This is a genomic window from Streptomyces sp. NBC_00385 (assembly GCF_035917155.1).
GTDB lineage: Bacteria > Actinomycetota > Actinomycetes > Streptomycetales > Streptomycetaceae > Streptomyces > Streptomyces poriferorum.
In genome coordinates this window covers 1,194,130-1,220,364 of record NZ_CP107951.1, presented here as the reverse complement: position 1 = coordinate 1,220,364, position 26,235 = coordinate 1,194,130, and the positions used below count along the sequence as shown (strand labels likewise).

22 protein-coding genes are annotated in these 26,235 nt (G+C 72.3%); 15 read left to right on the top strand and 7 right to left on the bottom strand.

What is annotated here, in order from left to right; genetic code table 11:
• Window positions 1–127: 127 nt before the first annotated feature.
• Together OG959_RS05325 and OG959_RS05320 are read right to left on the bottom strand one after the other, a co-directional pair.
• Window positions 128–1,681 (bottom strand): peptidoglycan-binding protein, encoded by a 1,554-nt coding sequence (locus OG959_RS05325; protein WP_326656927.1) that lies wholly within the window; start codon window positions 1,679–1,681, stop codon window positions 128–130.
• A 217-nt stretch (window positions 1,682–1,898) separates the two neighbouring features.
• Window positions 1,899–2,627, bottom strand: a complete 729-nt coding sequence (locus OG959_RS05320; protein ID WP_326656925.1) for a nitroreductase family protein — start codon at window positions 2,625–2,627, stop codon at window positions 1,899–1,901.
• 279 nt (window positions 2,628–2,906) lie between these two features.
• On the opposite strand from OG959_RS05320, the gene OG959_RS05315 reads away from it, so the two are divergent.
• From OG959_RS05315 to OG959_RS05305, 3 genes are read left to right on the top strand one after another with little or no spacing between them, the layout of a single operon-like run.
• The gene (locus tag OG959_RS05315; RefSeq protein ID WP_306083597.1) at window positions 2,907–3,140 is read left to right on the top strand and encodes an acyl carrier protein; all 234 of its coding nucleotides are present in this window, start codon (window positions 2,907–2,909) and stop codon (window positions 3,138–3,140) included.
• A complete protein-coding gene (locus tag OG959_RS05310) occupies window positions 3,137–4,384 on the top strand; it encodes a beta-ketoacyl-[acyl-carrier-protein] synthase family protein (protein ID WP_326656922.1) in 1,248 nt (415 codons plus the stop codon). Before OG959_RS05315 ends, OG959_RS05310 begins: the two co-directional genes overlap by 4 nt.
• A 23-nt stretch (window positions 4,385–4,407) precedes the next feature.
• Complete coding sequence (locus OG959_RS05305; protein ID WP_326656920.1) at window positions 4,408–5,328, top strand: alpha/beta fold hydrolase; 921 nt, start codon at window positions 4,408–4,410, stop codon at window positions 5,326–5,328.
• A gap of 25 nt (window positions 5,329–5,353) precedes the next feature.
• Here the strand turns inward: OG959_RS05305 and OG959_RS05300 are convergent, their stop codons facing one another.
• Window positions 5,354–7,762: an endonuclease/exonuclease/phosphatase family protein gene (locus OG959_RS05300; protein WP_326656919.1), complete on the bottom strand. Its 2,409-nt coding sequence runs from the start codon at window positions 7,760–7,762 to the stop codon at window positions 5,354–5,356.
• A 540-nt stretch (window positions 7,763–8,302) separates the two neighbouring features.
• Between OG959_RS05300 and OG959_RS05295 the strand changes: the two genes are divergently transcribed.
• From OG959_RS05295 to OG959_RS05260, 8 genes are all read left to right on the top strand, one after another.
• Window positions 8,303–9,571: an ROK family transcriptional regulator gene (locus OG959_RS05295; RefSeq protein WP_326656918.1), complete on the top strand. Its 1,269-nt coding sequence runs from the start codon at window positions 8,303–8,305 to the stop codon at window positions 9,569–9,571.
• A gap of 347 nt (window positions 9,572–9,918) precedes the next feature.
• On the top strand, window positions 9,919–10,431 hold the full coding sequence (locus OG959_RS05290; RefSeq protein WP_326656917.1) for a flavin reductase family protein: 513 nt from the start codon (window positions 9,919–9,921) through the stop codon (window positions 10,429–10,431).
• 62 nt (window positions 10,432–10,493) lie between these two features.
• Window positions 10,494–11,561: an ABC transporter substrate-binding protein gene (locus OG959_RS05285; protein WP_326656916.1), complete on the top strand. Its 1,068-nt coding sequence runs from the start codon at window positions 10,494–10,496 to the stop codon at window positions 11,559–11,561.
• Window positions 11,558–12,472, top strand: a complete 915-nt coding sequence (locus OG959_RS05280; RefSeq protein WP_326656914.1) for an ABC transporter permease — start codon at window positions 11,558–11,560, stop codon at window positions 12,470–12,472. The genes OG959_RS05285 and OG959_RS05280 overlap by 4 nt, the downstream gene beginning before the upstream one ends.
• Window positions 12,448–13,254 carry an ABC transporter ATP-binding protein gene (locus OG959_RS05275; RefSeq protein WP_326656913.1) on the top strand — a complete coding sequence of 269 codons (807 nt, stop codon included), beginning with the start codon at window positions 12,448–12,450 and terminating at the stop codon, window positions 13,252–13,254. The genes OG959_RS05280 and OG959_RS05275 overlap by 25 nt, the downstream gene beginning before the upstream one ends.
• On the top strand, window positions 13,238–14,623 hold the full coding sequence (locus OG959_RS05270) for an LLM class flavin-dependent oxidoreductase (RefSeq protein ID WP_326656912.1): 1,386 nt from the start codon (window positions 13,238–13,240) through the stop codon (window positions 14,621–14,623). The genes OG959_RS05275 and OG959_RS05270 overlap by 17 nt, the downstream gene beginning before the upstream one ends.
• Complete coding sequence (locus OG959_RS05265; protein WP_326656911.1) at window positions 14,620–18,447, top strand: ABC transporter ATP-binding protein; 3,828 nt, start codon at window positions 14,620–14,622, stop codon at window positions 18,445–18,447. Before OG959_RS05270 ends, OG959_RS05265 begins: the two co-directional genes overlap by 4 nt.
• Entirely contained in the window at window positions 18,444–19,487 is a 1,044-nt protein-coding gene (locus tag OG959_RS05260; protein WP_326656910.1) for an aldo/keto reductase, read from the top strand. The genes OG959_RS05265 and OG959_RS05260 overlap by 4 nt, the downstream gene beginning before the upstream one ends.
• 131 nt (window positions 19,488–19,618) lie before the next feature.
• Here OG959_RS05260 and OG959_RS05255 read toward each other — a convergent pair whose 3' ends face one another.
• Window positions 19,619–19,987 carry a nuclear transport factor 2 family protein gene (locus OG959_RS05255; protein ID WP_326656909.1) on the bottom strand — a complete coding sequence of 123 codons (369 nt, stop codon included), beginning with the start codon at window positions 19,985–19,987 and terminating at the stop codon, window positions 19,619–19,621.
• Window positions 19,988–20,118: 131 nt separating this feature from the next.
• Entirely contained in the window at window positions 20,119–20,571 is a 453-nt protein-coding gene (locus tag OG959_RS05250; protein ID WP_326656908.1) for a DUF5709 domain-containing protein, read from the bottom strand.
• Between the two features lie 275 nt (window positions 20,572–20,846).
• Here OG959_RS05250 and OG959_RS05245 point away from each other — a divergent pair, with 275 nt between their 5' ends.
• The 3 genes from OG959_RS05245 (at window position 20,847) to OG959_RS05235 (ending at window position 23,083) form a co-directional block, all read left to right on the top strand.
• On the top strand, window positions 20,847–21,077 hold the full coding sequence (locus OG959_RS05245; protein WP_326656906.1) for a DUF6296 family protein: 231 nt from the start codon (window positions 20,847–20,849) through the stop codon (window positions 21,075–21,077).
• Between the two features lie 54 nt (window positions 21,078–21,131).
• On the top strand, window positions 21,132–22,397 hold the full coding sequence (locus OG959_RS05240) for a CaiB/BaiF CoA transferase family protein (RefSeq protein WP_326656905.1): 1,266 nt from the start codon (window positions 21,132–21,134) through the stop codon (window positions 22,395–22,397).
• A 101-nt stretch (window positions 22,398–22,498) separates the two neighbouring features.
• Window positions 22,499–23,083 (top strand): TerD family protein, encoded by a 585-nt coding sequence (locus tag OG959_RS05235; RefSeq protein ID WP_326656904.1) that lies wholly within the window; start codon window positions 22,499–22,501, stop codon window positions 23,081–23,083.
• 60 nt (window positions 23,084–23,143) lie between these two features.
• Here the strand turns inward: OG959_RS05235 and OG959_RS05230 are convergent, their stop codons facing one another.
• Window positions 23,144–24,022: a DMT family transporter gene (locus OG959_RS05230; RefSeq protein ID WP_326656903.1), complete on the bottom strand. Its 879-nt coding sequence runs from the start codon at window positions 24,020–24,022 to the stop codon at window positions 23,144–23,146.
• A 160-nt stretch (window positions 24,023–24,182) separates the two neighbouring features.
• On the opposite strand from OG959_RS05230, the gene OG959_RS05225 reads away from it, so the two are divergent.
• Entirely contained in the window at window positions 24,183–25,340 is a 1,158-nt protein-coding gene (locus OG959_RS05225) for a winged helix DNA-binding domain-containing protein (RefSeq protein WP_326656902.1), read from the top strand.
• Window positions 25,341–25,342: 2 nt separating this feature from the next.
• Here OG959_RS05225 and OG959_RS05220 read toward each other — a convergent pair whose 3' ends face one another.
• Window positions 25,343–26,185 carry a response regulator transcription factor gene (locus OG959_RS05220; protein WP_326656901.1) on the bottom strand — a complete coding sequence of 281 codons (843 nt, stop codon included), beginning with the start codon at window positions 26,183–26,185 and terminating at the stop codon, window positions 25,343–25,345.
• Window positions 26,186–26,235: the final 50 nt, after the last annotated feature.

The following is a 26,235-nucleotide window of genomic DNA, read 5'->3' as shown; positions in this document are numbered from 1 at the left end:
AGCACGTGAAGTGCGACTACACGAGGAGGTTAGGAAGGCGTCAGGAGAAACGTCAAGGGTTTCCGGCAGGTTACCCAAACGTGACGATGAGCCCCCGGGGCCCGGCGGCGACCCCGGGGGCCGGCTGTCAGCTGCCCGCCTGGAGCGCTCCCCAGGTACCCGGTCCCACGATGCCGTCGACCTTGAGGCCCCGGCTCGTCTGGTAGCTCCGCACCGCGGTCGCCGTCCCCGGGCCGAAGCTCCCGTCGATGCCGACCGTCGAGCCGAGCGCCGCGGTCAGCGCGCGCTGGAGCCGCTTCACGGTGTCGCCCGAGGCGCCTTCCGCGATCTCGGGCGTGGCACCCGCGGACAGCAGCGCGGTCCACGTCTTCGCCCCCACCACGCCGTCCGACTGCAGACCGCGCGCGGTCTGGAACTTCTTCACCGCACCTTCCGTGTTCGGGCCGAAGCTGCCGTCCACCTCGCCCACCGGGTACTTCTGCGCGTTCAGCAGCGTCTGCACGGCTCGCACCTGGGCACCCGTCGAACCGCTGCGCTGCGTCGCGTACGCCGTGAAGCTCAGCCCGTCGGCGCCGGTGCCGCCGTCGTTGCTCCCACCGACCAGCTCCATGTAGCGGTTCCAGTCCCAGTACGGTCCGGGGTCGGTGTGGTCGTTGCCCGGCACATCGACGTGCCCCATGATGTGCGCGCGGTCCTTCGGGATGCCGTACCGGTCGCACAGGTACGCGGTCAGGGCCGCCGAGGACCGGTACATCGAGTCCGTGAACCAGGACGGGTCGTCGACGAAGCCCTCGTGCTCGATGCCGAGCGACGAGGCGTTGGCGCTCCGCGCATGGTACGCGGTGTCGCTGTCGCGCACCATCTGGGTGATCTGGCCGTCCGACGAGCGCACCACGTAGTGGGAACTCACCTCGGAATCCGGGTCCTGGAACCAGGCGATCGTGCCCGCGTACGAGCCCTGCGTGACGTGGATGACCACCTTGTCGACCGTTGCCGAGCGGCCCGTGGCGAAGTTGTTCGGGTCGGCCGCGGCCCAGAGGGCGGACGGGTAGTCGGCGCTGCGGACGCTCGCGTCCGTGGTGGTGAGGCCGTCCTTGTGCGGGGAGACCGGGCGGCCCGTCACCGAGATGTGCTCGCCGTCCGGGGTGACGGCGTCGAGCCCGTCGGCCAGGAACGTGTAGACCGTGTCGGCGTAGAGGGCGGCGGCCTGCCCGTCGGCGCCGCTGTACCGGGCGACGGCCGGGTACCAGGCGCCGAGGTCGTCGCGGTCCCCGGCGTCGAGCCCGAGCTTGTCCGCGTACCCGCGCAGGACGGCCGCGCCGCCCAGGATGTTGGCCGGGGTGTCACCGCGGAGCTCGGCCGTCGGCTTCCCGGTGAGGTCGGCGGCCTGCTCCAGGGTCCGGTTGGCGGGGTTGCTGACCAGGTGCATGACGCCGAAGCCGTTCGCCTGGCTGGGGCGCCCGGAGTGGCCGTCGAGCCGCGTCTCGCCGTAACCGACGGCGGCGAGCAGATCGCGGGGTACGTCGTACGTCTCGGCGGCCCGCTCGAACGCCCGGTTCATGGGGCGCCCGGTGTCCGTCGAGGCGAGGGCCGGGGTGCCGGTCGCGGCCAGGACGGTGGCGGTGAGGGTCGCGAGCACGGTGGCGCGGGCCTTGGTGTGGGCGGCGGCGCGTGTGGGCATACCTGCTCCTGCTCTGTGGTGGGAGGAGAACGGCGCCGGGCCCGGACGGGCATGGACCGGGGCCGCGAAGCCCGTTCAGGCTATCGACCTGCCAAGGGCATGACAAACATCCGCGCGCGTGTCGAACTCCCTTTCATCCCAATGGAGTTGAGCGCCCAGCGAGAGGGGCGGGCGCCGTCCGGACCCCGCCGCCGGGGCGTGGTCCGGACGGCTGGTCCTACCAGCGGTCGCGGTGGATGACGTCGGCCACCGGGCGGCGCCGGACCGGTCCGAAGTTGCCCTGCGGCCATCCGACGGGAATGGCCGCGAACGTCTGCATGTCCTCGGGAATGCCGAGTGCTTCCTTCCACTCCTGTTCCAGCATCAGGTGCCAGATGGTGATGTTCGCCGCGAGCCCGAGCGCCCGGGCGGCGAGCAGGACGTTCTGGACCCCCGGGTACACGCAGGAGCCCTCGGCGAGTGCCTGGAAGCGGGTCTGCGTGTTCATCATGTGCTCGACCCCCGCCGGGCCGAGCGCCTGCGCGTAGGCGGCCAGGCCCTCCTCCTCCATCCGCGGCTCCGGGAACCGGTAGCAGGGCACGATCAGGGCCGGCGTGTCGGCGAAGTGGTCGCGCTGGTACTCGATCGCGGCGACCATCCGGCCGTACGCCGCGTCGTCCATGCCCTTCGGCGCGTACTTCCCGGTCGTCGCCAGATACGCGTCCACGCACCGCTTCCACAGCGGCGCCAGACGTGCCATCACCTCGCGGTCGGTCACGACCACGTACTCGTAACACTGCATGTTCCCGCCGCTGGGGCCCCAGACGGCGGCCTGTATCAGCTGCTCCAGCGTCTCGTCCGGGACGGGTTCCGGCTTGAGTCGGCGCATCGCGCGCATCGTGGACATGGTGGAGAACAGGGCCTCGGCCTCGGCCGTTACGGCTGCCTGCGTCGATTCGATCGTCATGATCGCGGAGTTTACGGGCGAATCCCGGCCATGAGGAGGTCCGTTGGCCGGCCCGCCGAGGGTGCGCGCGACGCCGGCCCCGCCCGCACTCCCGCCCCTAAGGGCTGTCCCGGCCAATTCGCACACCTGGACAGCCCCCCACCGCACGGGGGAACGCGGACCTGACCCGCCGCCGGCAGGGCGTATAAAAGGTTCCTCCGGACCAGCCGGCGTCCCCCGATGGCAGGCACACCCCACGCGGCAAGGCGTCACCGCGTACGACAGCGGAGGAGTGCCCCCATGAGTACGGCAGACGAGATCAGCACCTTGCTGGTGGCGAACTTCGGAACCGACCCGGTGGCGATCCGGCCCGAGGCGTCGCTCCGTCAGCTCAGGCTGGATTCCCTGGCCCTGGAGGAACTGCGGCTCCTCATCGAGGACCGGATGGGCGTCGACCTCGACGACGTCCAACTGACCTCGCGCGACACCGTCGGTCAGCTCGTCGACGCCGTGCACGGCAAGGCCGCGGCGTGACGGCCCGCTACCGGCCCGAGCCCTTCGCCGCCGCCGTCACCGGCATCGGCCTGGTCACCGCGGCCGGCGTAGGCACGGCCGCGGCCTGGCGCGGGGTGTCCGGGGCCGCCGACGCACCCTCGGTCCTGCACCGGTCCGAACTCCACGACCTGCCGTGCGACTTCATGTACACCATCACCGGACTCGACACGAAGGCCCTGCTCGGTGTCGCCAGCCAGCGGCTCATGGACCGCTTCTCGCAGCTCGCCGTGATCGCCGCCCGCGAGGCCGTCGCCGACGCCGGACTCGACCCCTCGGTCTGGGACAGCGGCCGTGTCGCCGTCGTCATCGGCTCCGCCCATGGCGGACTGCCCTTCTACGACGAGCAGCACACCGCCCTCACCGAGCGCGGCGCCCGCCGGGTCTCGCCGAAGCTGGCCCCGCTCACCGTCGTCAACGGCGCCGCAAGCAGCGTCGCCACCGACCTCGGCGCCCACGGCCCGAGCCAGGCCGTCTCCACCGCCTGCTCCTCCGGCACCGTCGCCATCGGCACCGCCCACCAGATGCTGCGCACAGGCGCCTGCGACATCGTCGTCGCGGGCGGTGCCGAATCCGTCTGCTCCCGGCTGCTCATCGCCAGCGCCTGCCGGCTGAAGGCCGTCTCCACCCGGCGCGACGACCCCGAGGCCGCCTGCCGGCCCTTCGATACCCACCGCGACGGCTTCGTCGTCGGCGAGGGCGCCGGCCTGCTCGTCCTGGAACGCCCCGAACACGCCGCCGCCCGCGGCGCCGCCGTCCGCGCCCACATCGCCGGCTACGGGGCCTCCAGCGACGCGTACTCCGCCGTCGCCCCCGACCCCGACGGGCGCGGCATCGAACGGGCCCTGCGCACCGCGCTCGCCGACGCCGGACTGACCGGCACCGACATCGGCCACGTCAACGCCCACGGCACCTCGACCGTGGCGAACGACCTGATCGAGGCGACCATGCTGCGCCGGGTCCTCGGTGAGCACCCCCTCGTCACGTCGACCAAGGCGATGACCGGCCACACCCTCGGCGCCGCGGGCGGCATCGAGACCGCGCTGACCGTGCTCGCCCTCCAGCACCAGCTCGTGCCGCCCACGGTCAACCTCGACGCTCCCGACCCGGAGATCCCCATCGAGGTGGTGAGCAAGGAGGCCAGGGCGGGCGTGTTCGACGCCGCGGTCAAGACCTCGCTCGGCTTCGGCGGGCACAACGCCGCACTCGTCCTCACCCGGGCCTGAGGACGGACAAAGGACCGATGACCATGCCCGACGAGATCATCCGGAACCTGTCGGTGCACGGGCTGCGCTACAGCTACCGCGTCCTGACGCAGCCCTCGCCCCGCACCGATCCGGTCGTCGTCCTCGGCGGGGCGCTCCAGGGGATGTACGGCTGGCCGCAGATGGACGAGTACCTCGGCCCGCATGCCACGGTCGTCACCGCCGACCTGCCCGGCATGGGCGGCGCCGACCCGCTGCCGCCCGGCACCGGCGACGACGTCCTGTACGACGCCGTCGCGGGCATCATCGACGACCTGGGCGCGGCCCGGGTCAACCTCTTCGGGTTCTCCTACGGCACGGCGATCGCGTTCGGCTGCGCCCGGCGGAACCCCGGGCGGATCGCCCGGCTGGTCCTCGGGGGCGTACCGGCGCACATCAGCGAGGCCCAGCGGGCCCAGTGGGGCGGCGCGGTCGACCGGCTGGGGGCCGGTGACGTGGAGGGGCTCGCCACCCTCACGGCCGAGGCCCTGCTGTGCCAGGACCCGCGGCGAACGGTCCACCGCAGGGAGCTCGCACGGCGCTACGTCCGGCGGTCGTTCGTGCACGCGCTCACCCATTCCCCGCACGCCGCGCAGTCGCTGCGCCGGGCGCTGGGGCACCGGCCCGACTTCTCCGGCGGGCTGAGCGGGGTGCCCGCGCTCGTCTTCGCGGGTGAGCACGACACCGTGACGTCTCCCGAACGGCAGCGCGTCTTCGCGGAGACGATCGAGGGCAGCCGCTTTCTGACGATCGGGGACTCGGACCACTGGGTCGTGCTGGAACGGCCCGACGACGTGGCGGACCTCGTCGCCCGCTTCTTCACCGACCGCCCCCTGGAGGCCGCCCCCGCACTGCGGCCGCTCGCCTCGCTGCCGCGCCCGCGGACGGGCGCGGCAGGTCCGGTCCTGCCACGGCCGGGCAGCTGAGGCGCCCGGCCCTCCGCTCGCAGGATCAGCGGCGGCCGTCGACCTTGATCCGTACGATCTGCGGGTCGTGGTCGCTCGCCTGGTCGGCGAACTCCGCGTTGATGTGCACCACGTCGTAGTCGAACCGCCGGATACCGGGGCTGGTCAGGATGTGGTCCAGGGTCTGCGAGTTGCCCTCGTACACATAGCTGTACTGCTCGTTCGCCGGCAGCGTGGTGATCAGCGGCTTGAGGGCCCTGCCCGCGGTCAGCGCGGACATCGTGGGCGAGAAGGCGAAGTCGTTGAGGTCGCCGAGCGTCACGACCTGCGCCGACTTGTCCGCCGCCAGCAGGGACTTCACGAAGGTGTTGACCTCCGCGGCCTGCTGGACCCGCTTGGTCTCGGAGCTGCGCGACGGTTCCTGGTAGCGGCCGTGCAGCGGCTGGTCGCCGCCCTTGGAGGCGAAGTGGTTGCCGATGACGAACACCGGCCTGCCGTGGAAGCGGAACTCGCCGACCAGGGGCTTGCGGCTGTCGGACCAGGCCTCGCTCGCCGGGGCGATGCGGCCGGGCGACACCGACAGGGTCACGCCCTTGCGCGTCGGCACCGCCGTCACGGCGGTCGTCGCGTCGCCGCCCGCGCGGTCCACGAAGGAGACCCGGTGCGGGTTGAAGAGGAAGACGTTGCGGATGTTGCCGCCGGGCTCGCCGCCGTCCTGGCCGTCCTGCGGGGCGACATAGCGCCAGGCGTACCGGGGTCCGCCCGCGGTGACGATCGCGTCGGTGAACCGCTTCAGCGTCGCCTCGGAGCCGACCGTGCCGTCGCTGACCGCGCCGTTGTCGTCCTGGATCTCCTCCAGCGAGACGATGTCGGGGGAGGAGAGGTTGACCGCGACGCCCTCGGCGAGCGTGTCGAACTTGGCCTGCTCGTCCAGCGCGTCCAGGTTCTCCACGTTGTACGTGGCGACGGCGAGTTCGCCGCCCTTCTGCCTGCGGGTGACCTCGCGGCGCAGGTGGTGGTCGGTGAGTGTGCCGAGCTCGGTCGCCTGGAGGTTGTAGCCGCCGAACGAGGCGTAGTCGATCACCCCGGTGGTGGTGCCGGACAGCACGTCGCCGACGTTCCCGACGGGGAAGGGGCGCGTGGTGTCGAGCGACATCACCTTGATCCGGCCGGTGTTCTGGTCGGTGTACGAGGAGTACAGCGTGCCGCCGCGCCGGGTCGGGTTCTGCTTCGGCTCGACGGTCACCCAGATCTCGTCGTACGCGGTCGTGGCACCCGTGACCCGGGTGTCGGCGATCTGTACGCGGGTGCCTTCGAGGGACTCGTAGAGGTCGAGGGCGTACGCCGACGGCTCCAGGGGAAGCGCGTCGATCGAGGCGCCGCCCGCCGAGGGGACGTACGCGGCGGGCACCGCGGCGGCGTCGAGCACCACCGGCGCCGGCAGCGCGTGGCCCGACGAGAGGACCGTGGTCCTGGGGGAGGTGATCTCGGTGATGGACTGCGTGGTGGCCGACGGGTAGTACTCGTCGACCGTGCCGCTGACCAGGACGGAGTCGCCCACCGAGACCGCCGGGGCGGTGGAGCCCGTGTACACGAAGACGCCCTCGCCGGTGCGCGGGTCCGCGTCCGGGGCGGTGTCCTGGATCCAGAAGCCCTTCGAACCGGTGGTGCGGACCGCGGTGACGATGCCGGGCACCCCCGTCACGGCCTTGCCGTCGAGCGGGGAGACCCGGGTGGTGCCCTGGATGTCGTGCACGCGCACGGTGCCGGGCTCGGTCGGGTCGCCCGGGTCGCCCGGGTCCGTGCCGCCGCCGGACGTCTCGCCGGCCGCGTTGACCGGCGTGGGGGGTGCGGCGGACAGGTCCGTGGCGTTGTCGTCGGTGTCGGCCAGGGAGGCCGCGCGCGCCACGGAGGCGGTGGCGGAGGCGCCGGTGGCCGGGCCGCTGCCTTCCCGGACGACCGCGGAGCCGTAGCCCACCAGGTCGACGATGCGAGTGTCGGCGGCGCAGTCGGCCGCTGTCTTGCAGGTCAGCGGCGTGGTGCCGGACACCAGCGCGATGCTGCCGCTCGCGGCGGACATGGCGACCGTACCGGTGGCGTCCGGTGCGGGCAGGGCGACGGTGCCACCGGTGCCCGCGGCCTGGGCGACCAGGTAGCGGCCGCCGGGCGCGACGGAACCCGTCAGCGCGGAGACCTGCCACAGCGAGCCCGCGGACGGAGCCCCGGGAAGGTACTGGACGCTGAACCCGGACAGGTCGTACGCGGCGGAGCCGGAGTTGGCCAGTTCGACGAAGTCGCGGGTCAGCGTCGCACCCGAGTTCCCGCCACCGCCGTACACCTCGGAGATCACGGCGGTCGAGGACGGTGCCGCGAAGGCGGCGGGCAGCGCGGTCGCCGAGAGGGTCACGGCGACCGCGCCGGCCAGCAGGACGGAACGGGATCTGGATATGCGCACGGAACGGCCCCTCAGAGTGTGGTGAGGGAGCACAAGCTATGCGCGTAGAACCGGCCATGACAAGGCATCAGAGGTTAATTCCAGAAATCGTTCCGCGGTCCTGCCGGGTGTGTGTCGCCGGGCCCGTCCGCCGTTGTCGCTCTGCCCGATTCCGGACCCGCTGTTCACGCGACCGCCGTACCCCCGCCATGCCGTCGCAATACCGGGGCAACACCCCTCCTGTGCAAGGGTGTCCAGGATGCGGCGAGGGTTTGACCGGGTTGAGCCGGTCCGGCTACGTTGCGCGGCATGCAGCGATCCGCACACCTGACGACGCGAGGTCATATCGACCTGAAGCGTGTGTGCTCCGCCGTGTGTCACCGCGCCTGAGAGCACCACGCCCGCGCGCCGAGGGGCCATACCTGCCCCGGTTCCCCGCAGGGCCACTCTCCACGGAAGAGGCAGCGCCCTCCGGCCCCGCGCCGCGGACGGTCTGCCCCGAGCTCCCCATGCGGAGCACGCACCGCGTCAACCGCTGCCACCGAGGACCTGGAAGACACTGTGAAGAGTCTGTCTGCGCCCGTCCGCCGCCCTCACGGGGACCGCCCCACCCCGCTGCGCCGCTCCGACATACCCGCCGCCGGGCCCGGCCGCCGGCTCGCCGGTACCGGCTCCGTCTTCGGGGCGATCCTCGACCACGGTCCGGTCGCCCGCTCCACCGTCGCCCGCCTCACCGGCCTCTCGCCCGCCTCCGTCAGCGGGCACGTGGGCCGGCTGCTGGCCCGCGGACTGGTCCGGGAGAGCGCGGAGACCGCCGGCCCCAAGGGGCTCGGCCGGCCGCACGTCCCGGTCGAGGTCGACACCGCGCGCTTTCTGGTGGCCGGGGCGCACATCGCCGTCGCCCACTCCACGGTCGCCCTGATGGATCTGCGCGGCCGGATCGTCGCCGAGGACCGGCAGCCGCACCGCACCACCGAACCGCGCTCCATGCTCGCCGGACTCGCGGCCCGGCTGCCCCGGCTGGTGGCCGCGCACGCAGGCGGACGCACCGTGCTCGCCCTGGGCCTGGCCACCGGCCACCGGGTCGATCCCGTGACCGGGGTCGTCGTGGCCCATCCGCAGCTCGGCTGGCGCGACGTGCCGGCCCGCGACATCCTCTCCGCCGCGACCGGGCTGCCGGTCCACGTGGACAGCCACTCCCGGGCGCTGGCCCGGGCGGAGCAGTTGTTCGGCGAGGAGTCGACCCGTAGCAGCACCGTCCTGCTCTTCGTCGGCGCCGTCGTGGACGCGGCCTTCGCCACCGAGGGGGCCGTGCACCGGGGCCCGCGCTCGGGGGCCGGCAGCGTGGCGCACCTGCCGCTCGGCGCCGGCGGGACGGGGGGCGCCGAACCGTGCTCCTGCGGGCGGTCCGGGTGCCTCCAGTCGGAGGTGTCGGAGCGTGCCATGGTGCGGCGTGCGGCGGCGCAGGGGCTGTTCGCCGGCTCGTTCCCGGAGCTCCTGGAACAGGCACTGGCCGGTGAGGCGCGGGCGGTGGCGCTGTTCCGCCGGCGGGCGCGGCTGGTCGGCCGGGCGGCGGCCCTGCTGCTGGACATGTTCGACCCGGAGGTACTCGTCGTGGTCGAGCCGGGGGCGGGCCGGATCCCGGAGTGTCTGGCCGATCTGCGGGCGGAGGTGGCGGAGCGCTCGTGGGTCTGCGACGACCCGGAGCGCGCCGTCGTCCCTTCCAGCTTCACCGGTTCCGTGCTGGCCACAGCGGGTGGCGCGGTGGCGCTCGGCGCGCTGTACGTGGACCCGCTCGGCCCCTGGCCGGCGCTGCCCGCCGTCTCCTGACGCCCTCTCGGCCCCGGCGTCCCGTAGCCGACTTAATTCAGGCAGTTGCATTGTTGACCGGGCCCGAACCGGAACGGGATGATGGATTCATGACCAGCCGACAGCGGAATTCAGGAGACGTGTCCTCGTCGACGCGCGCCTTCCGCCCCGTCGCGCCGTCCCGCGTGTGCGCATGGTGTCGGTGTTGTCGCCCCTGTCCGGGTCCCCGATAACCATCCGATGAATTCGGGCGGGAGTTCCGCGCCCTCGCGCGCCCCGCCCTGCGCAGGTGCATTCACATTCCCCTGCCGCATTCCCCTGCCGCATTCTCCTGCCATTTTGTTCCGCTTTCCATCACGGGAGAGACGTTGACCATCACCGCGCACTCGTATCCGGCGCCCGCCGCGAAGGGCATCGCCCCGGACCGGTTCAAGCAGGCGTTCCGCCGCTATCCCGCCGGAGTGGTCGTCGTCACCGCCGACGCGGGCCACGGCCCGATCGGCTTCACCGCGACCTCGCTCAGCTCCCTCTCGCTCGACCCGCCCCTCGTGTCGTTCGGCATCGGGACGGGCACCTCGTCCTGGCCGCACATCGAACGGGCCGCCACCGCCGTCGTGAACTTCCTCGGCGCCGAACAGCAGTCTCTGGCCACCACCTTCGCCACCAGCGGAATCAACCGGTTCGCCGCCCCCACCCGCTGGCGCCGTCTGCCGGAGGGCGAGCCGGTGCTCGACGGCGTGGCCGGCTGGCTGCGGCTGGAGACCGAGCAGATCGTCCCGGCCGGCGACCACCGCATCGTCATCGCCCGGGTGGTGGACGCCCGGCTCGACGAGGGACGCAGCCCGCTGCTCTTCCACGACGGCGCCTACCACTCCCTCTGACCGCCCGCCCAGCCCGAGAACCACGGATCAGGCCCGAAAAAACTACGGATCAGGAATTCACCATGGAACGCCACGACGCATACCGGACCGTCGGCCGCAGGTCATTTCTCGCCCTGGCCGGCGGAGCGGCCATCGGCGCTCTCGCCGCCTGCTCGCCCCAGGTCAGAACGGCGGCAAGCGCCGAGCCCGCGGGGAAACTCCCCTCGGGGGCTCCGCCGCCGGGGACGAAACTCTCGATAGCCGTCCGGTCGACACAACTCCAGCTGGGTCCCGCCGGATTGCGGAAGGATCTCCCCTTCACCGTTTCGCAGTGGCCGAACCTTGCCGCGGGCCCCGATATCATCCAGGGATTCCGGGCCCATTCCATTGATCTCGCGGTCAATGCCGGAATTCCGCCGATCCAGGCCCACGCCATCGGAGTCGAAGCGAAGATCGTCGCCGTGCAGGTGCGGAACCATCCCTCGTACGTCTTCGCGACCGCGCCCGGCTCGGACATCAGGTCCGTGGCCGACTTCCGCGGCAAGAAGATCGGCTTCTCCCAGGGCCAGGCGCAGGGCGTCGTCGTCCTGCGCGCGCTGAAGCAGGCGGGCATCGCCAACAAGGACGTCGAACTGGTCGCGCTGCCCAGCACGCAGTTCCTCACCGCCCTGCAGTCCAAGCAGGTCGACGTGGCTCCGCTGGGCGAACCGACCTTCACCAAGTACCTCACCCAGTACGAGAAGGACGGGGCGCGCGGGGTGAAGACCGACGTCGTGGACCTGCTCTCGGTCCTGTGGGCGCCCAACGAGGTGCTGAACGACCGGGCCAAGGTGGCCGCCGTCCGCAGTTTCATCCCCCTGTGGGCCCGCGGCCAGACCTGGGCCTGGGAGAACACCGACGAGTGGATCGACACGTACTACGTCAAGGACCAGGGCGTCTCCCAGGAGGACGGCAGGCGCATCGTCGCCTCGCTCCACAAGCCGCAGTTCCCGGTCAGCTGGGACAAGGCGATCGCGTGGGAGCAGGAGACCGCCGACCTGCTGGCCGACGGCGGCTTCGTACCGAAGCAGGACGCCGCCGAGCTGTTCGACCGCCGCTTCGAGGCGATCGCGGCCAAGGCCGTGGCCGCCCAGTACCGGGAGACGTCATGACCGAACTGCTGACGAACACCGCCACCGCGGACCGCGTGAGCACGGCCGACGTGCCACGGAAGACGGCCGAGGGGGAGCCGGCCGACGGGCGGGCGCCGGGCACGAAGCCCGTCCCGCCCGCACCCCGCGCCAACCGCCGACGGCTCGGGCCCGGCCGGGCCATTCCCTTCGGGCGGCTGATCGGCCCGGTGCTGGTCATCGCCCTGTGGTGGTTCGCCTCGGCCACCGGCTACCTCGACCCGCGGATCCTGTCCGGGCCCGGCACGGTCCTTTCCACCGCGTCCGACCTCATCTCCAGCGGCCGGCTCCAGGACAACGTCCTCATCTCGCTCCAGCGTGCCGGGCTGGGCCTGTTCTTCGGGGTGACCGCCGGAGTCCTCCTCGCCGTCGCCGCCGGGCTCAGCCGCACCGGCGAGTACCTGCTGGACGGGCCGCTCCAGATCAAGCGCGCCATCCCCTCCCTGGCCATGCTCCCGCTGCTGATCCTCTGGCTCGGCATCGGCGAACAGATGAAGGTCACCGTCATCGCGCTCGGCGTCGCGGTGAACATGTACATCAACACGTACGCCTCGCTGACCGGCATCGACAGCCGGTACGTGGAGCTCGCCGAGGGGCTCGACCTGAGCCGCGCGCAGTTCGTCCGCAAGGTCGTCGTACCCGGTTCGCTGCCCGGCTTCTTCGTCGGACTGCGCCTCGGCGTCACCGCGTCCTGGCTCGGACTGATCGTCGTCGAGCAGATCAACGCCACCAGCGGCATCGGCTACATGATGTTCCAGGCCCAGCAGTACGCCCAGTCCGACGTGATCATCGTGGGCCTGGTGGCCTACGGGATCTTCGGCTTCGCATCGGACGCGGCGGTCCGCGCCGTCGAGAGGAAGGTCCTGTCATGGCGACGCACTCTGGCGGGCTGAACCCCGCCCACGGGACCGGAACGACGGCGGTCGAGGAACGCCCCGCCATCCGCACCAGGAGGCTCGTCCGCCGGTTCGGCGACCGCGACATCCTCAAGGAGCTCGATCTCACCGTCGCACCGGGCGAGTTCACCGCGCTGCTCGGCCGCAGCGGCTCCGGCAAGTCCACCCTGCTGCGGGCCGTAGCCCGGCTCGACCACACCGTCGAGGGCTCCGGCGAACTCACCGTCCCCGACCGGGTCTCGCTCTCCTTCCAGGACTCCCGGCTGCTGCCCTGGCTCCGGGTGATCGACAACGTCACCCTCGGGCTTCGCGGACCCAAGGCACGCGAGCGCGGCCTCACCGCCCTGGCCGAGGTCGGCCTCGAGGGCCGCGACCGGTCCTGGCCGCACGAGCTGTCCGGCGGTGAGCAGCAGCGCGCCGCACTGGCCCGCGCCCTGGTCCGTGAACCCGAACTCCTTCTGGCCGACGAGCCGTTCGGTGCCCTGGACGCACTGACCCGGATCAAGATGCACGGACTGCTGCGCGAGCTCTACGAACGCCACCGTCCCGCGGTGCTGCTGGTCACGCACGACGTCGACGAGGCCGTCGAGCTCGCCGACCGGGTGCTGGTCCTGGAGGACGGCCGGATCTCCGTCGACCTCACCGTCGACCTGCCCACCCCGCGCTCCCGCCGCGACCCCCGGTTCCAGGAGTACCGCGACACGCTGCTCACCGCCCTCGGTGTCGCGCAGCCACCGGCCCTTTCCGAAGAGAAGGAATCCCATGCCCCGCACGCCTGACCGCAAGCAGCTGCACCTCAACGCGTTCCTCATGTCCACCGGTCATCACGAGGCGTCCTGGCGGCTTCCCGAGAGCCCGGCCGAGGCCAACTCCGACATCGAGCACTACAAGAACCTCGCCCGGATCGCCGAACGCGGCAGGCTGGACTCGCTGTTCCTCGCCGACAGCCCCGTCCTGATGGGCGACCCCGGCCGGCGGCCCGCCGCCAAGCTGGAACCCACCGTCCTGCTCACCGCGCTGGCCGGGGCCACCCGCCACATCGGCCTGATCGCCACCGCTTCGACGAGCTACAACGAGCCGTACAACCTGGCCCGCCGGTTCGCCTCGCTGGACCACGTCTCCGGCGGCCGGGCCGGCTGGAACATCGTCACCACCGCCGGTGCCGACGCGGCCCGCAACTTCGGCCTGGACGACACCCCGCTGCACCACGACCGCTACCGACGGGCCGGCGAGTTCGTCGAGGTCTCCACCAAGCTCTGGGACAGCTGGGCCGACGACGCCGTGATCGCCGACAAGGAACGCGGCGTCCACGCCCTCGCCGAACGGGTACGGAAGATCGGGCACAGCGGGGAGTTCTTCCGCGTCGACGGCCCGCTCAACGTACAACGGCCGCCGCAGGGTTATCCGTTGCTCGTACAGGCCGGGTCCAGCGAGGACGGCAAGGACTTCGCGGCCCGGTACGCGGAGGCGGTGTTCACCGCCCAGCAGACCCTGGAGGAAGGCATCGCCTTCTACAAGGACGTCAAGCAGCGCGCCGAGGCCATCGGCCGCAACCCCGACGGCATCAAGATCCTGCCCGGCATCGTGCCCGTCATCGGTGACACCGAGGCCGAGGCCCTGGCGCTCGACGCCGAGCTGGAGAACCTCATCGTCCCCGAGTACGCCAAGCGGCAGCTCGCCCGGACACTGAAGATCGCCCCGGACGACCTGGACCTCGACGCGGAGATCCCCGAGGACATCCCCACCGAGGGCGAGATCGAGGGCGCCAAGAGCCGCTACACCCTCATCGTGGAACTGGCCAGGCGCGAGAAGCTGACTGTCCGTCAGTTGATCGGCCGGCTCGGTGGCGGCCGCGGCCACCGCACCTTCGCCGGCACCGCCGAGCAGGTCGCCGACACCATCGAGCACTGGTACGACAGCGGGGCCGCCGACGGCTTCAACATCATGCCCGCCGTCCTTCCCTCCGGCCTGGAGGTCTTCGTCGACCGGGTCGTCCCGATCCTCCAGGAACGCGGCCTCTTCCGCACCGAGTACACCGCGAGCACCCTGCGCGGACACTACGGGCTGCCGCGGCCCGCCAACCGGCTCTTCGAGACCGTCGACCGCAGCGAGGGCCACTTCGGCATCGGTCTGGCGGAGGCCCGGTGACGGACTGTCCGGCCCCGGAAACCGGTACGCACCGGCAGCCGCCGCCCGGCTGGGCGCGGCGGCTGCTGGGCTACTGCCTGCGGCACCGCACCGATCTGCTCCTGGCCTTCGGTGCCGCCGTCCTCGCCGCCGTCGCCACCGCCACCCTGCCGCTCGTGCTGCGGCACGTGGTGGACGGGGTGGCGGCCGGCACCACCGCCTCGCTCGTCCCCTGGACGTTCCTGCTCGCCGCGCTCGGCGCCGTCCGCTTCGGGGCGAGCTTCACCCGCCGCTACCGCTCGGGCCGGCTCTCCCTCGGGGTGCAGTACGACCTGCGCAACGAGGCGTTCGCCGCACTGCTCCGGCTCGGCGGCGCCCAGCAGGACGATCTGCGCACCGGACAGGTGGTCAGCCGGTCCATCTCCGACATCACCCTCATCCAGACCCTGCTGCAGTTCCTGCCGAACCTCACCGGCAACGCCCTGATGTTCCTGTTCTCGCTGGTCTTCATGGCGGTCCTGTCCCCGCTGCTGACCGTCGTCGCCGTGGTCGTCGGCCCGCTGCTCTGGCTGATCGCCCTGCGCAGCCGCCGCGACCTCTTCCCCGCCAACTGGCACGCCCAGCAGGAGGCCGCGGAAGTCGCCTCCACCGTCGAGGCGACCGTCACCGGCGTCCGCGTGGTCAAGGGCTTCGGCCAGGAGCAGAGGGAGCTGGCCGGCCTCGAGAAGCGCGCCCGCCACCTCTTCGCCTCCCGGCTGCGCGTCGTCCGCTTCACCAGCCGCTACAACCCGGCGCTCCAGGCGGTCCCCGCACTCGGCCAGGTCGCCGTCCTCGCCCTCGGCGGCTGGATGGCCCTGCACGGCCGGATCTCGCTCGGCACCTTCCTCGCGTTCACCACCTACCTCGGCTCCTTCGTCACCCCCGTCCGCCAGGTGGCGACCCTGCTCACCGTCTGGCAGCAGGCAAGGGCCGGCGCGGAACGTGTCCTGGAGGTCGTCGACGAGGCACCGGTCATCACCGACGCCCCCCACGCCCGGCAGCTGCCGGACGAACCCCCGGCCATCGGCTGGCAGGACGTCACCTTCGGGTACCGCGAAGGCGCCCCGCTCCTGGACGGCTTCACCCTGGACATCCGCCCCGGCGAGACCCTCGCCCTGATCGGCCCGGCCGGCTCCGGCAAGTCGACCGCGGCAGCCCTGCTGCCACGCTTCTACGACGTGCCGTCCGGATCGGTACGGGTGGGCGGCCACGACGTCCGTGATCTCGCCCTCGCCTCGCTCCGCTCCCGGATCGGCTACGTCTTCGAGGAGAGCCTCCTGCTCTCCGACACCGTGCGCGCCAACATCGCCTACGGGATGCCGGACGCCACCGACGCACAGATCCGCGCGGCGGCCCGGATCGCCTGCGCCGACGAGTTCATCGAACGGCTTCCCCAGGGGTACGACACCGTCGTCGGCGAGCAGGGCCTCACCCTCTCCGGCGGCCAGCGCCAGCGCATGGCCCTGGCCCGCGCCCTGATCGGCGACCCGGCCGTCCTCGTCCTGGACGACGCCACCTCGGCCATCGACGCCCGGGTGGAGGCGGAGATCCACCACCGGCTGCGCCAGGACGACCGGCGCCGCACCACGCTGATCGTCGCGCACCGCAGATCGACGCTGGACCTCGCGGACCGCGTCGCGATCCTCGACGGCGGCCGCATCACGGACACCGGCACACCGGACGAACTCCTGGCCGGATCTGCCCTGTTCCGCGAACTCCTCTCGACGGACGACAGCCTCGCGGCCACCACGGACCCGGAGCCGGGCACCGTCACCGGCTGCCCCACCCCGCACCTGTGGCTGCGCCCCGAGGGAGGCGACGACGAACCGCAGGAGGGGACCGCGGTGCGGGCCGCCCAGGCGCTCGCCGAGGCCGCGGCCACCTCGGGCCCGGGCCGCGCCGGCCCCGGCGGCGGGGTGCTCGGCTCGGCACCGCCGAGCCCCGAACTCATCGCCGGACTGGCCAGACTTCCCCTGCCCGCCGCCGACCCCCGGGTGCCCACCGACCAGGCCGTCGCCGCCGAGGCGGACTTCGGCCTCCGCGCCCTGCTGCGGCCCTTCCGGCTGCCGCTCCTCCTCGGCCTGCTGCTCGTCGCGCTCGACGCCGGCGCCCAGATCACCGTGCCGGTCCTCGTCCGCCACGGGGTCGACCGGGGCGTGGCCCACCACGCCGGACACGTCCTGCTCGCCGCGGCAGCGGCCGCCGGCCTGGTGGTCGCCGCGAACTGGCTGATCGGGGTGGCCCAGGTGCGTACCACCGGACGCACCGGTGAACGCCTCCTCTACACCCTGCGGGTGAAGACGTTCGCCCAGCTCCAGCGGCTCGGCCTCGACTACTACGAGCGCGAACTCGGCGGCCGGATCATGACCCGGATGACCACCGACGTCGACGCGCTGTCGAACTTCCTCCAGACGGGGCTGATCACTGCCGTGGTCAGTCTGCTGACGGTCACCGGCGTCCTGGTCGCCCTGCTGGTGATCGACGCGGAACTGGCCCTCGTCCTGCTTGCCGCACTGCCGCTGCTGATCCTGGCCACCGTGGTCTTCCGCCACTACTCCGTCCCCGCGTACCGCGAGGCCCGGGAACGGATCAGCGCCGTCAACGCCTGCCTCCAGGAGAACGTCACCGCGATCCGGGTCACCCAGGCCTTCCGCCGGGAGAGCCGCAACGCCGCCGACTTCGCCGCACTCGCCCGGTCCTTCCGGGACTCCCGGCTGCGGGCCCAGCGCTACATGGGCACGTTCTTCCCGTTCGTCGAGTTCCTCGGCACGCTCTCCTCGGCGGCCGTGCTCACGGCCGGCGCCGGACAGGTCCACTCGGGCGAGCTGAGCGCGGGAACACTCATCGCGTTCCTTCTCTACGTCGAGCTGTTCTTCTCACCGATCCAGCAGCTCTCCCAGGTCTTCGACGGCTATCAGCAGGCCGTCGTCGGCCTCGGCCGGCTCCGCGGCCTGATGCGCACTCCCACGGGCACCCCGCCCGCGACGAACGCCCGGCCGGTACCGGCCCTGCGCGGAGAGGTCGAGTTCGACTCGGTCTCCTTCGGATACGCGGGCGGCGGCGGCCAGGAGGTCCTGCACGGAGTCTCCCTGCGCATCGCGCCGGGCGAGACCGTCGCGCTGGTCGGGGCGACCGGGGCGGGGAAGTCCACCGTCGTGAAGCTCCTCGCCCGCTTCTACGACCCCTCCGCCGGGGCGGTCCGGGTGGACGGGCACGATCTGCGCGAGCTCGACCTGCCCGCCTTCCGCCGCCGGCTGGGCGTCGTCCCGCAGGAGGCCCATCTGTTCAGCGGCACGGTCCGCGACGCCATCGCCTACGGTCGTCCCGAAGCCACGGACACCGAGGTGGAGCTGGCGGCCCGCGCGGTCGGGGCGCACGAGATGGTCGCCGGGCTGCGGCTCGGCTACCTCCAGCCGGTGGGGGAGCGGGGCCGCAACCTCTCCGCCGGACAGCGCCAGTTGCTCGCCCTGGCCCGGGCCGAACTCGTCGACCCGGACGTCCTGCTGCTCGACGAGGCCACCGCGTCCCTGGACCTCGCCACGGAACGCCGCGTGGCCGCGGCGACCGAGGTGCTCGCCCGGCGCCGTACCACCGTCGTCGTCGCCCACCGGCTCACCACGGCGGTCCGTGCCGACCGGGTGGTGGTGCTCGACGCGGGAACCGTCGTCGAGACCGGCACCCACACCGAACTGCTCGCGGCCGACGGTCCCTACCGGCGGCTGTGGGACGCCTTCCGGGAGACCGGCCACGCAGCGCCGGCCGTCCACCGACACGCACATGAACTCGTCAAGGAGAACGCAGGATGACGGAGCACCGCGATTTCGGCCGCACGGGCGTCAAGGTCAGCCCGCTGTGTCTGGGCACCATGATGTTCGGAGCCCGGGGCAACCCGGACCACGACGACAGCATCCGGATCATCCACCACGCCCTGGACTCCGGCATCAACTTCGTCGACACCGCCGACGTCTACTCCGCCGGTGAGTCGGAGACCATCGTCGGCAAGGCCCTGGCCGGTGGCCGCCGCGACAATGTCGTGCTCGCCACCAAGTTCCACGGCAGTCTCGGAGCCGACCCCAACCAGCAGGGAAACTCCCGCCGTTGGATCATCCGGGAGGTGGAGAACAGCCTGCGCCGGCTCGGCACCGACTGGATCGACCTCTACCAGGTGCACCGCCCGGAGCCCGGCACCGACTTCGACGAGACCCTCGGCGCCCTCTCCGACCTCGTCCATCAGGGGAAGATCCGCTACATCGGTACGTCGACCTTCGAACCGTCCGCCATCGTCGAGGGCCAGTGGATCGCGGAACGCCGCGGCCGCGAACGCGTCGTCGCCGAGCAGCCCCCGTACTCGATCCTCGCCCGAGGCATCGAGCGCGAGGTACTGCCCACGGCCCGGCGCCACGGACTCGCGGTCCTCTCCTGGAGCCCGCTGGCCGGCGGCTGGCTCTCCGGCCGCTACCGCAAGGGCGCCGACCAGCCCGCGTCCAGCCGGGCCGAGCGGCAGGCCGAGCGGTTCGACATCGCGTCGTCCGAGAACACCGCCAAGCTCGACGCGGCCGAAGCGCTCGCCCAACTGGCCGAGGAGGCCGGGCTGACCCTCGTCCAACTCGCCCTGGCCTTCGTGCTGGAGCACCCGGCGATCACCTCCGCGATCATCGGCCCGCGGACCCTGGAACAGCTGACGAGCCAGCTCGGCGCGGACCGGGTGCGGCTGAGCCAGGATGTGCTCGACCGGATCGACAAGATCGTCCCGCCGGGCACCAACCTCTCGTCCCGTGACGCCGGCTACCACCCGGCGGAGCTCACCGACCCGGCGCTGCGCCGCCGTTCGCGCCCGGTCGGCTAAGGGCTGTCCCGCAATTCCTGGCGGGCGCACGACGACAGCTACGGCAGGAATTGCGGGACAGCCCTTAGGCCTGTCGTTTGGATCATGCCGGGCTCGCGGGGTCCGGCCTGATCCAAATGACAGACCCTGGCTCAGGACACCGGCACGCGGTCCAGGAAGCCGCTGACCGAGCTGATCCGCCCGTCGCCGGCCAGAGTGATCACGTCCGAACCGGCGACGGGCGCCGAGCCGTCGGCCGCGGCGACCAGTTCCCAGCTGAAGCGGGCCAGGGCGTGGTGCCCGTCCACCGCCCCGGCCGGCCGGAAGGAGAACCCGGGGAACTGCTGCTGGGCGCCGCTGATGGCGGCGGCCAGGGCCTCGTGTCCCCGTACGTCGGCCAGCGGGTCCGTGTACGTGGCGTCCTCGGTGAACGCCGCCGCGACGGCCTTCTCCAGCTCCTCGGCGGTGGCGGCGTTCCAGGCGGCGAAGTAGCGCTGGACGGCCTCGTCGTATGCGGTCATCGTGCGGTCCTCTCCCTCGGCTCCGGCCGCTGGGCCGGGAGCGCTGTGCTGGTGAGGAACACGATGTCGGACGGGGCGGAAAGCGTCGATTACCTCCGGGGTAAGGGCGGCGGGAGCGGTCCCGGCAGGCCCTACGGCCGCGCGTCCGGAATGACGTGCATGGCGGCCTCCTCGGCGGACGCCGCCGCCCCGTCGATCCCGACGTCCTCGCCGGCCATGCTGTCCGGCTCGTTCAGGTCCAGCTCGCGGGTGAGCCGTCCGGCGCGCAGGTCCCCGACCTCCGCGTCCCGGGGCTCGCCGTCCCCGTCGGACAGGTCGCCGTCGTCGTCGCCGGGCGGATCGGCGGCCTCGGGCAGCTCCCGGGCCAGCCGGCCCTCCAGCGTCTCCCCGCTGAGCTGCTCGGACCCGGTGGTACCCCGGTCCTCCACGACCCATGGCCGCTCGGGAGGCGAGTACCCCTCGTCCAGGACGTCGGCGAGCTGCCGGTCGTCGAGGGTGTCCGCCGCGTCCAGCTGCTCGACGGGGTCGGAGGCCTCCGGCTGCTGGGGCTGGTACACATCGTCGCCCCGGTCGGCACCTTCCATGACGTTTCCCTTCCCGGTGTCGGGGATCCCGGGCCATGCCTGCCGTACGACGCGGGAGCAAAGGGCTTGTCCGCCCGATTGCCTTGGACTTCCCATACCCCTTCAGGATAGGCAGCCGGGGCCGGGGCTCGCACCGTGCGGCCGTGCGCGGGCGGGGACGGCCGGTGTGCGAGACCATGGAAGGTGCAGGCCGGACGGGCGGGCGCCGCGCGAGGCGAAGCCCGTTCGCAGCCCGGTCCGCACAGCCCGCCGAAGGCCGTCGTGGAGAGGCCGTCATGGATTACCCGGAAACGTATCAACTGGTGTTCCAGTCGTCCGCCGTGGAGGACGACACGGTGGTCGTCCGGCGCACCGCCCGGTCCGGAGCCGGCGGATACCCGGTCTACGAGGACGAGACCGGAATCGTCCGCGCGGAGATCAGCGAGCGCGGAGAGGTGCGCATGCTCGCCAGCGGCGGGCACCAGCTCCTCGGGACACCACTGGTCGCGCCGGGGCCGACCGCCTGAGACGGCCGGGCCGCCCCACCCCCGCGGCGACCACCGCCCCGGGATCATGTGCGCATGACCGAACCGCATCCGCTTCCGCTCGCGGGCATCACCGTCGTCAGCCTGGAACAGGCCGTCGCGGCGCCCTTCGCCACCCGTCAGCTGGCCGACCTCGGCGCGCGCGTCATCAAGGTCGAGCGCCCCGGCGGCGGTGACTTCGCCCGCCGCTACGACACCACCGTGCACGGTCAGGCCAGCTACTTCGTCTGGCTCAACCGCTCCAAGGAGTCCCTGACCCTCGACCTCAAGGAGCCCGAGGGGCGCGGGATCCTCGATGAACTCATCGCCACAGCGGATGTGTTCGTCCAGAACCTCGCCCCCGGCGCGGCGGACCGGATGGGCCTCGGCGCCGCTGCCCTCCAGGCCCGGCACCCCTCCCTCATCACCTGCACGGTCAGCGGCTACGGCACGAGCGGATCGTGGTCCGGACGCAAGGCGTACGACCTCCTGGTGCAGTGCCAGACCGGACTGCTGTCCATCACCGGCTCGCCCGACGAACCCGCGCGCTCGGGCATCTCCGTGGCGGACATCGCCGGCGGCATGTACGCCTACAGCGGCATCCTGTCCGCCCTCTTCACCCGGGCCACCACCGGCCGGGCCCCGGCCGTCGAGGTCTCCCTCTTCGACGCGCTCGCCGAGTGGATGAGCCAGCCCGCGTACTACACCCGCTACGGCGGCACCCAGCCGCCGCGCATCGGCGCGCAGCACGCCACGATCGCGCCGTACGGACCGTTCACCGCCGCCGACGGCAAGGACGTGATGCTCTCCATCCAGAACGAGCGCGAGTGGGACGCCCTGTGCGTCACCGTCCTCGGTCTGCCCGGGCTCGTCGACGACCCCCGGTTCCGCACCGGCCCGGACCGGGTCGCCCACCGCGAGGAGCTCAACGCGATCGTCGCCGCACGGTTCGCGGACCTCGGCAGCGAGGAGGCGGGAGAGCTGCTGGACCGTGCGGCGATCGCCAACGCCGGCGTGAACTCCGTCGCGGAGTTCCTCGACCACCCCGCGCTCGTCGAACGCGACCGCTGGCGTGATGTCTCCGTGCCCGGCGCCCCCGGCCCCGTACACGCGCTCCTGCCGCCGGTGGACCTGGGCGGGGTCGTCCCGAGGATGGATCCGGTGCCGGAGGCGGGCCGGCACACCGAGCGGATCCTTGCCGGTCTGGGCCGTAGCGCCGCCGACATCGACCGGCTGCGCGCCCGCGGCGTCGTGGAGACCGATCGTCCTTATCACGGCACCGCACCCGACGACATCATGCCGACGCAGGACAATTCGTCCTGAGCCGTCCAACACTTGGTCGAAATTTTGCCCCTGATGGGATGCATCCGGAGGACACCAGGCACACTCGACCTGTAGGAATCTCGCCACGAAGAGGATCACGCATGATCACGTTGAAGAAGGAAGACGGCCCGGCGGATCTGGACGGGGTGACCCATCTGTCCATCGGGGTGTCCTGGGACCCCACGGTCGGTGCCAGTGGCGGACTGATGGGGAAGCTGCGTCAGAAGAAGGGCACCGACCTCGACCTGATCGCCATCGCGATGCAGGGTGCGGAGCCCGTGCGGCTGGCGGGCCTGGATTCCCTCGACCCGCTGGCCAACGGCGCGCTCGTGCACAGCGGCGACAACCAGACCGGGCACGGTGACGGCGACGACGAGACCGTGACCGTCGACTTCGCCCGGGTGCCGCCCAACATCACGGCCATCGTCTTCATCGCTGCCGCGTACAAGAAGCACAGCTCCTTCCAGAGCGCGCGCAACATCAGCTTCAAGGTGTACGACGCGACGGGCGGCACCACCCAGCAGGTCGCCGACATCTGGCCGAGCCTGCTCAGCAACGACAACGGCTGCGCCGTGGCGAAGGCCATGCGGGTCGGCGGCAGCTGGAAGCTTGAGGTGATCAACGAGACGGGGAAGATCAAGCAGGGCGACGAGCAGGCCCTGATGCGCTTCGCGGTCAGCAAGTAGCCACCGGCTACCGGCAGGCGCCCGGCGTGAGCGCCCCGGCCCCGGCCCGTGCGCGGCGTCTCAGTCGACGCGCCGCGCACAGGCCGGGGCCGTCGCGTTCCCGGAGGCCAGCGGTGAGCGTGCCAGTGCCACGCAGCCCACGGCGATCAGGCCGAGCGCCAGCAGCTCCGGCAGGACCCACCAGCCGGTGCGCAGGTGCTCGCCGAACAGGGTCACCCCGTACAGGATGCTGATCAGGGCGTCGCCCAGCGTCAGACACGGCTGGACCGCGACCAGCGTGCCGGCCTGCAGCGCGTTCTGCAGCAGGAACAACGCGCCGACGCCCGCCACCGCGGTGCCGTACAGCTGCCAGGACGTGAACAGCGCCGCCGCCCCGCCCTCGTCGAGCCGGGCCATGGCGTCCTTCATCAGGGCCGCGGTCAGCGCGTACGCACAGGCGGCGGCCAGGCCCAGCAGCGCCGCCCGGGGGTTGCCGCGCGTGGCCAGGGCGCCCGCGATCAGGGCCGCCTCGAACAGACCCGTCAGGATCAGCGCAGGCACCCACGCGGCCCCGTGCACCGTGGCGCTGCCTCCGCCCGGAGCGGCCGACGCCATGCCGAGGGCCAGGCCGAACGTCACGGCGGCCACACCGGACCACACCGGCCGGGGCAGCCGCACCCGCATCACGAAGCCGGCCATCAGGAGCGTCGCCGGCAGTTCGATCACGAAGATCGGCTGCACCACGGCGATCGGGCCCGTGGCCAGCGCCACGGCCTGGCAGACGGCGGCGACGATCACCAGGCCGATGCCGGCCAGCCACACCTTCTGGCGCAGCAGATGGCCGATCAGTGACAGCCGCATCGCCTCGCTGTCGGGGGCGGTGCTCGCGGCGCGACGCTGGAGGACGGAGGCCGCGCCGTTGCTGAGCGCGGTCAGGACGGCGAACAGGACGCTGATCACCGGACCATGATGCGGGTGCCCGGCGCGAATGGCCGGAACCCGCCGGCAGCGGCATGGCGCAGAACGTACCGGTACGGGAAACCGCCACCGGGGCCGGACCTGACGCGGGAAGCCACCATCAGGACGGGACCCGACCGCATGGCCGCGTAGCGTGCCGTCCATGGCCGTGAAGAAGAAGACCTCCGCCGCCGCCCCGGCCGCCGTGCTCACGCCGCGGGCACTGGGTCGCGCGACCCTGGAGCGCCAACTCCTGCTCAGGCGTGCGGCGATGAGCGCCGAGGACGCCGTCCGGCATCTCGTCGGACTCCAGGCGCAGAACACCAAGCCGCCGTACTTCCAGCTCCTCGCCCGGCTGGAGGGCTTCGAACCGGACCGGCTCGCCGCGCTGATGGAGTCGCGCCGGGTCGTCCGCATCGTCACCCTGCGCTCCACCATCCACACCCACACCGCCGACGACGCCCTGACCCTGCGCCCCCTCGTACAGGAGGCCCGCGACCGGGAGCTGAGGATCTTCCGGAAGGGACTCGTGGGCGTGGACCTGGACCGGCTGAGAGACCTCAGCAGGGCGTACGTCGAAGAGGCGCCCCGCACCCCGAAGGAGATCCGCGAACGGCTGCTCACGGAGTGGCCCGACGCGGACCCCCAGGCGCTGAGCACGGCCGCACGCTGTCTGCTGCCCCTCGTCCAGGTCACCCCGCGCGGGGTGTGGGGCAAGAGCGGCCAGGTCGCGCTGACCACCGCGGAGCACTGGCTCGCCAGGCCCTCCGCACCGGTCCCCGCGCCCGACGGCACCGTCCTGCGCTACCTCGCCGCCTTCGGACCCGCTTCGGTCAAGGACATGCAGTCCTGGGCCGGGCTGACCCGGCTGCGCGAAGTCTTCGAACGGCTCCGCCCGCAGCTGGTCACCTTCCGGGACGAGAACGGCGTCGAGCTCTTCGACCTGCCCGACGCCCCGCGTCCCGACGAGGACACCCCCGCCCCGCCCCGCTTCCTGCCCGAGTTCGACAACGTCCTGCTCGGCCACGCGGACCGGACCCGCGTCATTCCGCCGCCGCTCAAGGGGCGCAACGGGGTGGGGAACCAGGCGTACGGCAGTGTGCTGGTCGACGGATTCCTCGCGGCGATCTGGCGGCTGGAGGCCGGCGGGGCCGGTACGCCTGCGACGGTCACCGTGCAGGAGCTGCGCCCGTTCACCGCAGCCGAGCGGGACGAGGTCACGGACGAGGCCGTGGCCCTGCTCTCCGTGATGACGAAGGCGACCCCCGGCGGCAACGGCGGTGACGTCCGCTTCGCCTCGTTCGTCGACTTCGGCGACTGAACCTACGGCAGCAGGCCCGCCCGCCGGGCCGCGACGACCGCCTCCAGCCGGGTGTGCGCGCCCAGCTTCCGCATCGCCGCGCGCAGGTACCCCTTCACCGTCTCCGGCCGCAGCCCCAGCCGGTCCGCCGCCACCGCGTTCGTGGCGCCCGCGGCGACACAGGCGAGGACGTCCACCTCGCGCGGTGCCAGCTGGACGTCGCGAGCCCTGGGAGGCCGGGCACCCGCCGCGGTGGCGAGCCGGCCGCACACCGCGAGCAACTCCTCCCGCAGCGCCGGGTCGACGACCTTCGGCGCGAGGGCGCGCAGCTCACGGTGCGCCTCCCGGACGTCCTCCCACGCCCCGGGCACGGCCCGCGGGTCGGTGACCTCCTCCCGGGTCACGGCGAGCAACTGCTGCACCTCGTCCCGCACGACCAGCGCCTGCTCCACGTCACGGGCCGCCGCGACGGCGGCGTCGAACGTACGGTCCCCCAGCCCGAGGGGCTCGCGCAGCGCCCCGTACAGCACCCCCCGCACCTTGCGGCGCACGACGACGGGCACGGCGACCACCGAACGCAGGCCCTCGGCGGCCACGGCCAGGTCGTACTCGTGGCTGATGTGGCGCGAGGAGTGGTAGTCGGTCACCGCGCAGGGCCGCGACAGGGCGATCGACTTGCCGCCGAGGCCGCTGCCGGCCGAGATCACCAGCCCCCGAAGGGCCGTGGTCTGCGCCCCGTTCAGCTCCGCGATCCTGGCGTGGCGGGTGTCGGAGAGCAGCCCGCCGAAGGCCACGGGCAGCCCGCTCGTCCGGCGCAGCCGCAGCAGCGCCGCTTGCATCTCGACCGCATCGACCGATTCCGGCACGCTGACGCCTCTCCACCCGGCTCCGGGAACACCGCATTCCCCGCGGCACC